The organism is Kitasatospora sp. NPDC058048 (assembly GCF_042885555.1).
In the GTDB taxonomy this organism is placed as follows: domain Bacteria; phylum Actinomycetota; class Actinomycetes; order Streptomycetales; family Streptomycetaceae; genus Kitasatospora; species Kitasatospora lactacystinica.
Genome location: NZ_JBHVRT010000008.1, coordinates 249571 through 262697 on the forward strand (window position 1 = coordinate 249571; position 13127 = coordinate 262697).

The 13127-nt window shown below is 74.3% G+C and carries 10 protein-coding genes and 1 riboswitch; of the genes, 3 read left to right on the forward strand and 7 right to left on the reverse strand.

The features are described 5' to 3' along the window. Positions 1–196: 196 nt before the first annotated feature. Positions 197–1189 carry a peptidoglycan DD-metalloendopeptidase family protein gene (locus ACFVVA_RS11605; RefSeq protein ID WP_387688240.1) on the reverse strand — a complete coding sequence of 331 codons (993 nt, stop codon included), beginning with the start codon at positions 1187–1189 and terminating at the stop codon, positions 197–199. Positions 1190–1191: 2 nt separating this feature from the next. After that, positions 1192–1392: riboswitch (cyclic di-AMP (ydaO/yuaA leader) on the reverse strand. Positions 1393–1682: 290 nt separating this feature from the next. Here ACFVVA_RS11605 and ACFVVA_RS11610 point away from each other — a divergent pair. Next, positions 1683–3224: an MFS transporter gene (locus ACFVVA_RS11610; RefSeq protein WP_387688242.1), complete on the forward strand. Its 1542-nt coding sequence runs from the start codon at positions 1683–1685 to the stop codon at positions 3222–3224. Between the two features lie 7 nt (positions 3225–3231). Here ACFVVA_RS11610 and purB read toward each other — a convergent pair whose 3' ends face one another. Then, complete coding sequence (gene purB / locus ACFVVA_RS11615) at positions 3232–4671, reverse strand: adenylosuccinate lyase (RefSeq protein ID WP_359907812.1); 1440 nt, start codon at positions 4669–4671, stop codon at positions 3232–3234. 109 nt (positions 4672–4780) lie between these two features. On the opposite strand from purB, the gene ACFVVA_RS11620 reads away from it, so the two are divergent. Beyond that, positions 4781–6922, forward strand: coding sequence for a HelD family protein (locus tag ACFVVA_RS11620; protein ID WP_387688244.1), 2142 nt, complete (start codon positions 4781–4783; stop codon positions 6920–6922). A gap of 40 nt (positions 6923–6962) precedes the next feature. Here the strand turns inward: ACFVVA_RS11620 and ACFVVA_RS11625 are convergent, their stop codons facing one another. From ACFVVA_RS11625 to ACFVVA_RS11635, 3 genes are all read right to left on the reverse strand, one after another. Beyond that, the gene (locus ACFVVA_RS11625) at positions 6963–7418 is read right to left on the reverse strand and encodes a MarR family transcriptional regulator (RefSeq protein WP_359907818.1); all 456 of its coding nucleotides are present in this window, start codon (positions 7416–7418) and stop codon (positions 6963–6965) included. An 81-nt stretch (positions 7419–7499) separates the two neighbouring features. Continuing rightward, positions 7500–7916, reverse strand: a complete 417-nt coding sequence (locus ACFVVA_RS11630; RefSeq protein WP_359907821.1) for a DUF3037 domain-containing protein — start codon at positions 7914–7916, stop codon at positions 7500–7502. After that, positions 7913–8668, reverse strand: coding sequence for a HipA family kinase (locus ACFVVA_RS11635; protein ID WP_387688247.1), 756 nt, complete (start codon positions 8666–8668; stop codon positions 7913–7915). Before ACFVVA_RS11635 ends, ACFVVA_RS11630 begins: the two co-directional genes overlap by 4 nt. A gap of 179 nt (positions 8669–8847) precedes the next feature. On the opposite strand from ACFVVA_RS11635, the gene ACFVVA_RS11640 reads away from it, so the two are divergent. Beyond that, the gene (locus ACFVVA_RS11640) at positions 8848–10206 is read left to right on the forward strand and encodes an NAD(P)/FAD-dependent oxidoreductase (RefSeq protein ID WP_387688249.1); all 1359 of its coding nucleotides are present in this window, start codon (positions 8848–8850) and stop codon (positions 10204–10206) included. 79 nt (positions 10207–10285) lie between these two features. On the opposite strand, the gene ACFVVA_RS11645 is transcribed toward ACFVVA_RS11640, so the two are convergent. Together ACFVVA_RS11645 and ACFVVA_RS11650 are read right to left on the reverse strand one after the other, a co-directional pair. Continuing rightward, on the reverse strand, positions 10286–11476 hold the full coding sequence (locus ACFVVA_RS11645) for a GDSL-type esterase/lipase family protein (protein WP_387688251.1): 1191 nt from the start codon (positions 11474–11476) through the stop codon (positions 10286–10288). 303 nt (positions 11477–11779) lie between these two features. Next, entirely contained in the window at positions 11780–13117 is a 1338-nt protein-coding gene (locus ACFVVA_RS11650) for an aminotransferase class I/II-fold pyridoxal phosphate-dependent enzyme (protein ID WP_387688253.1), read from the reverse strand. Positions 13118–13127 lie beyond the last annotated feature (10 nt).

Sequence of the window (13127 nt, forward strand, 5' to 3'; positions counted from 1 at the left end):
GTCCGGAACGGCAGCGGCCGGCCCGGCCGTACGAGGAGGTCCTCGTGCGGCCGGGCCGGCCTGGGCGTGTCCCGCGCCCATGTCCGCCGTGCGGCGATCACCCGGTCGAGCGGTCACCCGACATGACCATCCCGGAGGATCGATTCGCCCCGCAGCAGCGGTGGTTCAGAAACCCTCGGGGCTCAGCGGCCCCGGGTCAGAGCGCGACGCCGTGCGCGCGCAGGTAGGCGACCGGGTTGATGTCCGAGCCGTACTCCGAGCCGTTGCGGATCTCGAAGTGCAGGTGCGGGCCGGTCACGTTGCCGGTGGCGCCGGAGAGGCCGATCTGCTGGCCGACGGTGACGGTCTGACCGATCCTCACGCCGATCGAGGAGAGGTGCGCGTACTCGGCGTAGTGGCCGTCGGCGAGCTTGATCTCGACCTCGTTGCCGTAGGCGCCGCCGTTGCCGGCCTTGACCACGACGCCGTTGGCGACGGCGCGCAGCGGGGTGCCGGTGGAGGCGACGAAGTCCTGGCCGGTGTGGTGGCCGGAGGCCCACATCGAGCCGGCCACGCCGTAGGCGGTGCCGAGCTTCGCGTTGGCCAGCGGGGCGACGAAGCCGGAGGTGGCGGCGGCGACCGGAGTGGCGGTCACGACCGGGGCCGGAGCGGCGACCTGCAGCTGGGTCTGGAGCTGGGCGGAGGGCTTGGCGGCCTCGGTCTTCACCTGGACCTGGGCCTGCGGCTTGGCGGCCTGGGTCGCCGGAGCGGCCGGCTGGGCGGGCTTCGCCGGGGCGGCCGGCTGGGCCGGGGCGGCGTCGGCGGCCGGCGCGGCGGCGTGGCCCGACAGCGCGAGCTGCTGGCCCGGGAAGATCAGGTTCGGGTTGGCGCCGACGACCGAGCGGTTCTGCTCGTACAGCGCGTGCCAGCCGCCCTCGACGTTCTTGGCGTCGGCGATCTTGGACAGGGTGTCGCCGCTGACGACGCGGTAGCTCTCCTGCGCGGCCGGGGCGGCCGGGGCAGCGGCCGGCGCGGCCGACTTGGCGTCCGTGGAGGCGGGGGCCTGCGCGGCCGGGGCGGCCGGAACGGTGTGGGCCTGGGCGCTCACCGCGGTGACGAGCGGGAGGGCGAAGGAGACACCGGTGACGGCGGTCGCGATGCCGATACGGGCGGCGCGGGGCAGGGCGATACGACGAGCCTGAGCAGGCATGGAATTTTCCTCTCCGACGCCTGCGAGGTGAGCTGTCGGGTTCGGGCTGGAGTTGCCCGGCCGCATGCGCGGCTTCACCCCTAGCCGGTCCTGGACGCCCGCGCCCTGAGGCGCGAACTCCGGTCCGGCGACTTACCTGTGGGTCCCCCGCTCCTGCCGTACAGAGTTCGTTTCGAACCACCGGGCAGCGGCAGGACTCGGCGTTCCACCCGGGGGATCCGTCCGGACTGGCCGGGCGGTCGCTGAACTAAAACCCATCCGTTCGGGTGAAGCAATGTCGATCTTTGAAAGGGCAACCATCTCCCCCGTTCCGGTGACCCTCCGCAGACCGGACCCCACGGTGCGTACACAACCCATTCACCCCCCGCCACTGATCCACGACCCTGCGCCGAGATCGGCGACGGACCGCAGCCACCCGTTCACGCACCGCCGACCGTCAACACACCCACCGGTGACCCTTGTCACGTGCGCCCCGGCAGCGCAGGATTCGCCCGTGGCCACCTCCGAGGCCGGCACCCTGCGCCTGGGCACCGCGCAGGGTCGCTGGGTACTACTGGCGACCGTGCTCGGCTCCAGCATGGCGATGCTCGACGGCACCGTGGTGAACGTCGCCCTGCCCCGGATCGGCGCCGACCTCGGCGCCTCCCTGGCGTCCCTGCAATGGACCCTGAACGCCTATCTGCTCACCCTGGCGGGCCTGATCCTGCTCGGCGGCGCGCTCGGCGACCGGTACGGGCGGCGCAAGGTCTTCCTGATCGGCGTGGTCTGGTTCGCCATCGCCTCCGCGGCCTGCGCCGCGGCGCCGAACATCCACGTGCTGATCGCCGCCCGCGCCGTCCAGGGCATCGGCGGGGCGCTGCTCACCCCCGGCTCGCTCGCCATGCTCCAGGCCGTCTTCCACCCCGACGACCGCTCGGCCGCGGTCGGGCTCTGGTCCGGCCTCGGCGGGGTGTCGGCCGCGATCGGCCCCTTCCTCGGCGGCTGGCTGGTGGACGGCCCCGGCTGGCGCTGGATCTTCCTGTTGAACCTGCCGCTCGCCGCCGCCGTGATCGCGGTGACCACCCGGTCGGTGCCGGAGACCCGGGACGAGGCCGCCACCGGCCGCTTCGACGTGCTCGGCGCCGTGCTCGCCGCCCTCGCGCTCGGCGCGATCACCTACGCGCTGACCGCGGCCGGCGAGGGCCTGTCCCCGGCGGTCTGGGTCAGCGGGGTGATCGGGGTGGTGCTCGGCGTCGCCTTCGTGGCCGTCGAACGCCGCGCGCCCGAACCGATGCTGCCGCTCGGGCTGTTCTCCTCACGGCTGTTCACCGCGGTGAACCTGGTCACCCTGTGCGTGTACGCGGCGTTCAGCGGCGTCTTCTTCCTGCTGGTGGTGCAGCTCCAGATCGTGTCCGGGTTCTCGCCGCTGGTCTCGGGCTTCGCCCTGGTGCCGATCACCGTGCTGATGCTGGCACTGTCCGCGCGCGCCGGGCGCCTCGGCAAACGGATCGGCCCGCGCGTCCCGCTGACCGTCGGCCCCCTGCTGTGCGCCGCCGGGGTGCTGCTGATGCTGCGCATCGGCCCCGACGCCTCGTACTGGGTGGACGTGCTGCCCGCCGTCACGGTGATGGGCTGCGGGATGACGCTGCTGGTCGCGCCGCTGACGGCGACCGTGCTGGCCGCCGTCGAGGTCCGGCACGCCGGCATCGCCAGCGGGGTCAACAACGCCGCCGCCCGCGCGGCCGGCCTGCTCGCGGTGGCCGCCCTGCCGGCGCTGGCCGGGCTGAGCGGCGACGCCTACCGGGTGCCCTCCGCGGTCGACTCCGCCTTCCACACCGCGATGCTGATCTGCGCGGGCCTCCTGGTGGCCGGCGGGCTGATCGCCGCCGCGACCGTACGCGGCAATGTGCTCGCCCCCGAGGAGCAGCCGGTGGCCGAGCCGAACTGCGACTGGCCGTGCGGACCGACCGCCCCGCCGCTCGACCCCGGCCACGTCCCCACGACGCGCGAGGGCCCCGCCACCGGTCCGGCGGCAGGGCCCTCGGCTCTGAACTGACCGAACGTCAGAGGATGTCGGCCGGCGCGTACTTGGCGGCCTCCGGGTAGGCGGCCGCGACGGCCTCCACCTGGCGGACGACCTCGGCGACCTGGGCACCGGCCGCGCCGGTGAAGGACAGCCGGTCGGCCAGCAGCGCGTCCAGCGCGGCCCGGTCCAGCGGGATCCGCTCGTCGGCGGCCAGCCGGTCCAGCAGCTCGTTCTCCCGGGCGCCCGCGCGCATCGCCAGCGCGGAGGCGACGGCGTGCTCCTTGATGACCTCGTGCCCGGTCTCCCGGCCGACGCCCGCGCGCACCGCGCCCATCAGCACCTTCGTGGTGGCGAGGAACGGCAGGTAGCGGTCCAGCTCGGCCTCGATCACGGCGGGGAAGGCGCCGAACTCGTCGAGGACGGTCAGGAAGGTCTCCAGCAGGCCGTCGAAGGCGAAGAACGCGTCCGGCAGCGCGACCCGGCGCACCACCGAGCAGGAGACGTCGCCCTCGTTCCACTGGTCGCCGGCCAGCTCGCCGGTCATCGAGGCGTAGCCGCGCAGGATGACGGCCAGGCCGTTGACGCGCTCGCAGGAGCGGGTGTTCATCTTGTGCGGCATCGCGGAGGAGCCGACCTGGCCCTCCTTGAAGCCCTCCGTGACCAGCTCGTGGCCGGCCATCAGGCGGATGGTCTTGGCCAGGCTGGACGGCGCGGCGGCCAGCTGGACGAGGGCGGTGAGCACCTCGAAGTCCAGCGAGCGCGGGTAGACCTGGCCGACGCTGGTCAGCACGTTCTCGAAGCCGAGGTGCCCGGCGACCCGGCGCTCCAGCTCGGCCAGCTTGTCGGTGTCGCCGCCGAGCAGGTCCAGCATGTCCTGGGCGGTGCCGACCGGGCCCTTGATCCCGCGCAGCGGGTAGCGGGCGATCAGCTCCTCCAGGCGACGGAAGGCGACCAGCAGCTCGTCGGTGATCGACGCGAACCGCTTGCCCAGGGTGGTGGCCTGCGCGGCCACGTTGTGCGAGCGGCCGGCCATGACCAGCTCGGAGTGCTGGGCGGACAGCTTGGCCAGACGCACCAGGACGGCCACCGTGCGGTCGCGCACGTGCTCCAGGGACTGGCGGATCTGGAGCTGCTCGACGTTCTCGGTCAGGTCCCGGGAGGTCATTCCCTTGTGGATCTGCTCGTGCCCGGCGAGGTCGCTGAACTCCTCGATCCGGGCCTTGACGTCGTGGCGGGTGACCCGCTCACGGGCGGCGATCGAGCCGAGGTCGACCTGGTCGATCACCCGCTCGTAGTCGGCGACGGCGGTGGCCGGCACCTCGACGCCGAGGTCCTGCTGGGCCTTCAGGACGGCGAGCCACAGGTGGCGCTCGAGGACCACCTTGTGCTCGGGGGACCACAGCTGGGCCAGGGTCGCCGAGGCGTACCGGGAGGCCAGGACATTGGGGATCTGGGGCTTCGCGCTCACGCTTCGCAAGAGTAACAGCCGAGGTCACGCCGAACGTCGGCGGCTGGGGTAGGCTGGGTCAATTGAGCGCCTTTCAGATGGCGCACCAGAACCTTCTCACCGCAAGGATACCACACCGATGAGCGAACATCCAGCGGCCGCGGGAGACCCCGGCGACGCCCTCGCCACGGCCCTGCGCACCGAGCAGGCCCGCCTCACCCGGCTCTACTCCCGGCTCGACACGGTGCGCGAACGGGCCCGCCGCACCGCCGACGGCGCCCACGACGGAGCCGCCCCCGGCGGCACCCACCAGGCCCGGCTGGAACGCGAGGTGCGCGCCCACGAGGCCGCCCGCCACGCGGCCCGGCTGGACGCGGTCGAACGCGGCCTGTGCTTCGGCCGCCTCGACGAGCGCGACGGCACCGTCCACTACATCGGCCGCACCGGCCTGACCGACGACGCGTACGAACCGCTGCTGCTCGACTGGCGCACCCCGGCCGCCCGCCCCTTCTACACCGCGACCCCCGCCCGTCCGGGCCCGGTCGTGCGCCGCCGTCACCTGCACACCCGGGGCCGCACCCTCACCGGGCTGGACGACGAGGCGCTCGACCTCGCCGGGCTGGACGAGTCCGGCCGGCGCGGCCTGGTCGGCGAGGCCGCACTGCTCGCCGCCCTCGGCCGCGAGCGCACCGGCCGGATGGGCACCGCCGTCGCCACCATCCAGGCCGAGCAGGACCGGGTGATCCGCTCCCCGCTGCCCGGCGCCCTGGTGGTCCAGGGCGGCCCCGGCACCGGCAAGACGCTGGCCGCCCTGCACCGCGCCGCCTACCTGCTGTTCACCCACCGCGCCGCACTGGAGCGCCGGGGCGTGCTGGTGATCGGCCCCAACCCCGGCTTCCTGCGGTACATCGACCAGGTGCTGCCCGCCCTCGGCGAGACCGAGGTGGTGCTGCGCACCGTCGGCGAGCTCCTCCCCGGCGTCACCGCCACCCGCACCGACGCGCCCGCCGCCGCCCTGGCCAAGGGCGGCCCCTGGATGGCCGGGGTGCTCCGCCGCGCCCTGGCCGCCCACCAGACGGCCCCCGCCGACGGCCTGGACCTGGGCGACGGGCTGCGGGTCTCCGCCCGGGCCTGCGCCGAGGCCCGGGACGCCGCCCGCGGCCTGCGGCTGCCGCACAACCGGGCCCGCGGCTTCTACCTGAGCACCCTGCTCGACGCCCTCGCCATCGCCCAGGCACTCGCCCTCGGCCGCCCGTACGACGACGAGGAGGCCCACTACGCCCCGCGCGAGCTGTGGGAACGGCCGGACGTCCGCGCCGCGCTCGACCCGCTCTGGCCCCGGCTCACCTCCCGGCAACTGCTCGAACGGCTTCTCACCGACCGGGAGTTGCTCACCGAAACGGCCCCCGACCAGGCATCCGCCCTGCTCCGCCCGCCCGGGTCGGACTGGACGGTCGAGGACGTCCCGCTGCTCGACGAGGCCGCCGAACTCCTCGGCACGGCAAGGGAATCCGCCCCGACCGACACCCCGACCGACGACACCTCGGACGAACTCGCCTTCGCCCAGGGCGTGCTGACCATCACCGGGCAGACCGACGACGCCCTGCTGGACTCCGCCGCCCTCGCCGAGCGCTTCCGTGACAACGGCCCGTACCGCTCCACCGCCGAACGCGCCGCCGCCGACCGCACCTGGGCGTACGGCCACGTCGTCGTGGACGAGGCGCAGGAGCTGTCCGCGATGGCCTGGCGCGCCGTCCTGCGGCGCGTCCCGACCAGCTCGCTCACCATCGTGGGAGACCTCGCCCAGACCGGATCGCCCGCCGGCGCCCGCAGTTGGGCCGACATGCTCGACCCGCACCTGCCCGGCCGCTGGCGCGAGGAACGGCTGACCGTCAACTACCGCACGCCGGAGCCCGTGATGGCCCTCGCCACCGCCGTGCTGCGCACCGCCCTGCCCGACCACCGGCCGCCCGAGTCCATCCGCCCGGGCACCGAGCGGCCCCGCGCCGTCCCCGTCCCGGACGGCGACTTCGCCGCGGCGCTCACCCGGCTGCCCGGCGGCCCGGGCACCCTAGGCGTGATCGCCCCGGACACCCTGGCGGCGGAGCTGGACGCGCTCACCGTCGCGGACACCAAGGGGCTGGAGTTCGACGCGGTGGTCGTCGTCGAGCCGGCCGGACTCGCCCCGCGCGACCTCTACGTCGCCCTGACCCGGACCACCCGCTCACTCACCCTGCTCCACCACCGGCCGCTGCCACCGGAACTCGTCGGGCTGCTCTGACCGGGACGGCGCGCGGGCGGCGCGTTCTCTTCTGCGCGCGCTACTGCGCGCCGCCCGTGCGGCCGGCCAGTACCGGCAGCACCTGCGCGCAGATGGAGTGCAGCGCGATCCGCTGCTCGTCGTCCATCGCCTCGAAGGCCTGGTGGGTCCGGGCCATCTCGCCGCGGATGCGGTTGAGGATCTCCCGGCCCTCGGCCGTGATCACCACGATCTTCACCCGGCGGTCACCGGCCGCCGCCTCCCGGTTGGCCAGACCCAGCGACTCCAGCCGGTCCACGATCCCGGTGACGTTCGACGCGTCACAGCCCAGCCGGCCGGCCAGCGCCCGCATCGGCACCGGCTCCTGCACCGCGCCCAGCGCCTTGGCCTGGGAGGAGGAGAGCCCGTGCCGGGCGGCGGCCGCCGCGAAGTCCTGGAAGTACGCGGCACCGACGGCGGCCAACGCCTCCATCAACTCGGCGTTGGTCGGTACGGTCGTCGTCGCTGTCGAACCCATGGGGCCAGCGTACGGCCAGGTGCTTCAGTATCTCAAGCTTTGACCAGGGCAACCGTCGACGAACCGCCCCGGCCCCCGGTGTCAGAGCACCAACTGGTCGAACAACCGCCGCAGCTCCGCCTCCGGATCCGCGGTCAGCCCGGTGTGCACGGGCCCCGGCTGGACGATCGCACTGCGCGGCGCGGTCAGCCAGCGGAACCGCTGCCCGGGGCTGTCCCCCGCCGCCGGACCGGCCTGCGGCCCGCCGTGGCAGACCGCCTCGATCCCGTGCAGCGCCCGCCGCACGCCCTGGACGTCCGCCACCGGGTCCAGCGCCAGCAGCCGGGCCTGGTCCAGATGGGTACGGGCCGCCAGGTGCGAGCTCTGCCGGCAGTACAGCAGCACCCCGACGTTGACGCACTCGCCGCGCTCGACCCTCGGCACCGCGCGGATCACGGCGTACTCGTAGTCGTGCAGTTCGACGGTGGCCGGCAGCGCGGACAGCGCGGGCTCGGTCATGCGGGCACCTCCGGCAGCCAGTCGCGCGGACCGGCCAGTCGCTCGGTCAGCTGGGCACGGTACGCAGCGCGCACCTCGTCGGGCGAGTCGAAGCCGAACTCGTCCACCAGCCAGACCTCGGGGATCTGCGCCACCGCGCCCTCGATCGCCGCCTCGGCGAGCGGCGCGAGCGCCTTGTCGGCCGCCGCCAGGTCCGGCCGGGCCCCCAGCAGCGCGTGGTCGGAGGCGTCGTACGGACGGCGGACCCAGGAGGCGGCGCCCGGCCAGTTGTGGTGGAAGATCAGGCTCGCGCCGTGGTCGATCAGCCGCAGCCCACCGGTGGCCACCAGCAGGTTGGGGTTGCGCCAGGAGCGGTCGACGTTGCCGATCAGCGCGTCGAACCAGAGCACCTGCCCGGCGAGCTCCGGCTCCACCTCGAAGCAGAGCGGGTCGAAGTTGAGCGCGCCGCTGACGAAGGCCATCCCGAGGTTGGTCCCGCCGCTGGCCCGCATCTGGTCCTGGACCTGGTGGTCCGGCTCGCTGCGCGCGAGCACCGGGTCCAGGTCGATCGTCACCAGCTCCGGCACCGGCAGCCCGAGCCGCCGACCGAGTTCCCCGGCCAGCACCTCCGCGACCAACGCCTTGCGGCCCTGCGCCGCACCGACCCATTTCAGCGCGTACAGCCGCCGATCGTCGGCCTCGACCAGGCCCGGCATCGAGCCGCCTTCTCGCAGTGGCGTCACGTACCGGATCGCCGTCACCTCGGGTAGCACGGCCGACAGCCTATCGGTGTCGCCGCCCCGCCCGCTCCGCCCCCACCGCCGCGCCGCCCCTCTCCCCCACCCGCCGCGGCGCTTCCCCACCCCCACGGCCCCACCCCGGTGGCAGCCCCCGCTGCTCCGTGCGAGTGTGGCGGACAGTAATGGGGACCTTCACGGCAAAGGGATGAGCGATGGAACGACCTCGGATCCTGATCGTGGGCGGTGGCTTCGCCGGCCTGGAGTGCGCCCGCCGACTCGAACACAAGCTGTCACCGTCGGAGGCCGAGATCTCGCTGGTCACGCCGTTCAGCTACCAGCTCTACCTCCCCCTCCTCCCCCATGTCGCGGCCGGCGTCCTGACCCCGCAGTCCGTGGCCGTCTCCCTGCGCCGCTCGCTGCGCCGCACCCACATCGTCCCCGGCGGGGCCATCGGCGTGGACCCGGCCTCCAAGGTGTGCGTCGTCCGCAAGATCACCGACGAGGTGGTCGCACAGAAGTACGACTACCTGGTGCTCTCCCCCGGCAGCGTCACCCGCACCTTCGACATCCCCGGCCTCACCGACTACGCCCGCGGCATGAAGACGCTCGCCGAGGCGGCCTACGTCCGCGACCACGTGATCGCCCAGCTCGACCTCGCCTCCGCCACCCTGGACCAGAGGGAGCGCGAGTCCCGGCTCCAGTTCGTGGTCGTCGGCGGCGGCTACGCGGGCACCGAGACGGCCGCCTGCCTCCAGCGCCTGACCACCGCCGCCGCCCACCGCTACCCGCGCCTGGACGCCCGGCAGATCAAGTGGCACCTGATCGACATCGCCCCGAAGCTGATGCCGGAGCTGGGCGACCCGCTCGGCGAGGCCGCCCTGGAGGTGCTGCGCGAGCGCGGCATCGAGGTGTCGCTGGGCGTCTCGGTGGCCGAGGTCGGCGCCGAGACCGTCAAGTTCACCGACGGCCGGGTGCTCCCCTGCCGCACCCTGATCTGGACCGCCGGCGTGGCCGCGAGCCCGCTGATCGGCACCCTGGACGCCGAGACGGTCCGCGGCCGGCTCGCCGTGACGGCGGAGATGCGGGTGCCGCAGTTCGAGGGCGTGTTCGCGGTCGGCGACGCCGCCGCCGTCCCCGACCTCGCCAAGGGCGACGGCGCGGTCTGCCCGCCGACCGCCCAGCACTCCGCCCGCCAGGGCCGCGCGGTCGCGAACAACGTGATCGCCTCGCTCCACGGCCGCCCCCTGGAGCCTTACTACCACAAGGACTTGGGCCTGGTCGTCGACCTCGGCGGCAAGGACGCGGTCTCCAAGCCGCTCGGCGTGGAGCTGCGCGGGGTGCCCGCCCAGCTGGTGGCGCGCGGCTACCACCTGATGGCGATGCGGACCAACGCGGCCAAGTTCCGGGTGGGCGCCAACTGGCTGCTCAACGCGACCGCCGGCGACGACTTCGTCCGCACCGGCTTCCTCGCCCGCCAGCCCGCCCGCCTGCAGGACTTCGAGTACACCGACGCGTATTTGACGAAGGATCAGGTCCGCGCGCACGCCCAGTCGCTGCTCGCGAAGGGCTGAGCGGCGGCCGTACGGCGCCCCCGCGGCCGAGGCTGCGGGAGCGCCGTGTCACGCGGTCGGCGCGCCGTCGGGCGCGCGGTCACCGAGCGGTGAGGTACATCCCGCCCGCGTCCTGCCCGGCCGTGTTGCGGCACGCGTAGTCACCGCTCGGACGCGCCCACAGCAGCGTCAGGCAGCGCCCGACCGCCTGCTGGCCGTAGTAGTTGGGGTGCATCGACTCCTGCAGCACGCCCTGCGTGGAGTTGAGCCCGCCGTCCAGGAACCGCGCCCACTCACTGGTGGTCGCGGACGGGCCGGTGCTCGCGGTCGGCTGCTTGGTGGCCGTCGAGCAGACCTCGCGGCCCTGCAGCATGTCCGACAGGTCGAGGAACTGCGCGCCCTTGGCAGCGGCGACGCCCGCCAGCGCCCGGGAGATCTGCGGCACCATGGAGTCGCGGGCCCAATCGGCGTCCCCGTCCCAGAACGGGCAGCCGCCGGTGTTGGAGCGGGTCCAGCCGCTCTCCGGGTAGCGCATCTCGGCGCTGCGCGGGATCGGCGACGGGTAGGACTGCAGCACCAGGCGGTAGTCCGACTGCGCGTAGCCGGCGTCGGCCATCACCGCGCGGACCTCGTCGACCGCCTTGCCGACCCCGGCCATCGCGGCGGGCATCCTGTCGTCGATCTGGGACTGCGCGGAGTAGTGGCAGTAGGAGTACCAGATCAGGTAGTCCTTCACGCAGGTGGAGATGACGTCCGAGAAGCCCAGGTCGTTGCCGCCGATCGACAGGGTGATCAGCTTGACGTTGTTCTGCCGTGCCACGGTGGCGAGTTGGTCGGCCTGCGGGGCCTCGCCCTTGAGCGACTGGCCGCCGTTGGAGGCGCGGAAGACGTTCGCGCTGACGGCTCCGGAGCAGGCCAGGTCGATCTCGTTCTGGGCCCCGGTCGAGGCGCTGAGCACCTCGGAGACGTCCGAGCGGTCGCATCCGCTCGCGGCGGTGGCGCCGTAGACCCGCGAGGCGTCGTACGCACTGCCGGTCCACGCCCGGTCGGTGCCGTTGCGGCTGCCGCCGGTGCCGGCCGAGTTGCCCTTCCAGCGGCCGGCCTCGCCGGAGATGTAGCTGTCGCCGAGCGTGACGCTGGCGGTGGGCCCGGACGGCACGGCGGCCGGTGCGGCCGGTGCGGCGGAGGCCGGCGAGGCGACGGCCAGGCCCGCGACGACGAGCGGGAGGGCGAGGGCTGCGGCCAGCAGCCGACGGCCGGGACGACGGGTGCTGCGGGTGTTGCGGGTCATGCTCGAACAGTTCTCGGGCACTGCGGAACTCCTGCGGCTCGATCCTCCCGAGGAATGGGGAACGGGAGGATGCCTGGGTGAGGGTGGGCCGCCGGCCGGTGGCGCGATGAAAGATGACATGCCCGCGCTCGCCACCGCTAGGCATCTGCGGGAGGTTTCCGCTTTTGTTACCGCCGGGTTCAGACCAGGCGGGCGGGCGACGACCGGATGCCGCCCGCGGTTCACACCCGCCACACCTGCCCCACCCGGCCCGCGGCGCACCGGCTCACGGCATACGGGCTCACGGCGCAGCGGCCCACGGGCTCACACCAGCCGCGACCCGCCCCCGCCCGCCCCCAGCACCGCCGCCAGGTCCTCCGCCAGCTCCCGCGCCTGCGCCGCCTCCAGCCGCGCCGTGGTGAACCGCAGCCCGGGCGGCGACTGGATCCGGTACCGCGCGCCGGGAGCCGCGACCCAGCCGCGCTGCACCAGGGCCGCCAGCACCGAGGTCTCGTCCGGCACCGGCACCCAGACGTTCAGCCCGCTCCGCCCGTGCGCCGCGATCCCACGGGCCGCCAGTTCGCCCAGCAGCGCGTCGCGCCGGGCCCGGTACGCGGCGGCCACCCGGTCCGCCGGCGCGGCGTCGCAGCGCCACAGCTCCGCGACGGTGCGCTGCAGCAGGTGGCTGACCCAGCCGGCGCCCAGCCGCAGCCGGCCGGCCACCCGCCCGATCGTCTCCGCGTCGCCGACCGCCACCGAGACCCGCAGGTCCGGCCCGTACGCCTTGGCCGCCGAGCGCACCACCGCCCAGTTCCGGGTGCCGGGGCCGACCAGCGGGTGGTACGGCTGGTCGACCATGCCGTGCCCGTGGTCGTCCTCGATCAGCAGCACCCCGGGGTGCTCGGCCAGTACGGCCTTCAGCGCCTCGGCCCGCCGCGCGGTGAGCGCCGCCCCGGTCGGGTTCTGCGCCCGGCTGGTGACCACCACCGCCCGGACGCCCTCGGCCAGCGCGGCGGCCAGCGCCTCCGGCAGCGGGCCCTCGTCGTCCAGCCGGACGGGCACCTGCTTCAGGCCCAGCGCGGGCAGCAGGTCGAGCAGGCTGCCCCAGCCCGGGTCCTCGACGGCCACCGCGTCGCCGGGGCGCAGCCGGGCGCCGAGGATCCGTTCGATGGTGTCCAGCGAGCCGGAGGCGACGGCGATCGGGCCGCCGGGCAGGCCGTCGGCCTCGAAGGAGGCGCGGGCGAGCGCGAGCAGTTGCGGGTCGACGTCGGCGTGCCCGTACAGCACCGGGTCGGTGCGCGCGGCCTCGGCGGCGGCCGCGAGGGCCGGGGCGAGGTCGGGCAGCAGGGCCGGGTCGGGGTTTCCGGTGGACAGGTCGCGGGCGTGCGGCGGGACGGGGACGCGGATCTGGTCGCGCGGGGTGAGCGCGGGCCTGGGCAGGATGCGGCTGCCCTTGCGGCCGGCGGTCTCGATCACGCCGCGGTCGCGCAGCAGCCGGTAGGCGGCGGCGACGGTGTTGGGGTTGACGCCCAGTTCGGCGGCGAGGTCGCGCAGCGGGGGCAGGGCGGTTCCGGGGGCGAGTCGCCCACTGCTCACGCCCTGCTCGATGTGGGCCGCGATTTCGCTGGCGCGCCGGCCCTTCAGCGGATAGTCTCCTAGCACAAAGCAAATT

Coding starts and splice junctions, on each gene's coding strand:
- ACFVVA_RS11605 (WP_387688240.1), bottom strand. CDS start 1,189: ATGCCTGCTCAGGCTCGTCGTATCGCCCTGCCCCGCGCCGCCCGTATC.
- ACFVVA_RS11620 (WP_387688244.1), top strand. CDS start 4,781: ATGAGCGAACATCCAGCGGCCGCGGGAGACCCCGGCGACGCCCTCGCC.
- ACFVVA_RS11625 (WP_359907818.1), bottom strand. CDS start 7,418: ATGGGTTCGACAGCGACGACGACCGTACCGACCAACGCCGAGTTGATG.
- ACFVVA_RS11630 (WP_359907821.1), bottom strand. CDS start 7,916: ATGACCGAGCCCGCGCTGTCCGCGCTGCCGGCCACCGTCGAACTGCAC.
- ACFVVA_RS11640 (WP_387688249.1), top strand. CDS start 8,848: ATGGAACGACCTCGGATCCTGATCGTGGGCGGTGGCTTCGCCGGCCTG.
- ACFVVA_RS11645 (WP_387688251.1), bottom strand. CDS start 11,476: ATGACCCGCAACACCCGCAGCACCCGTCGTCCCGGCCGTCGGCTGCTG.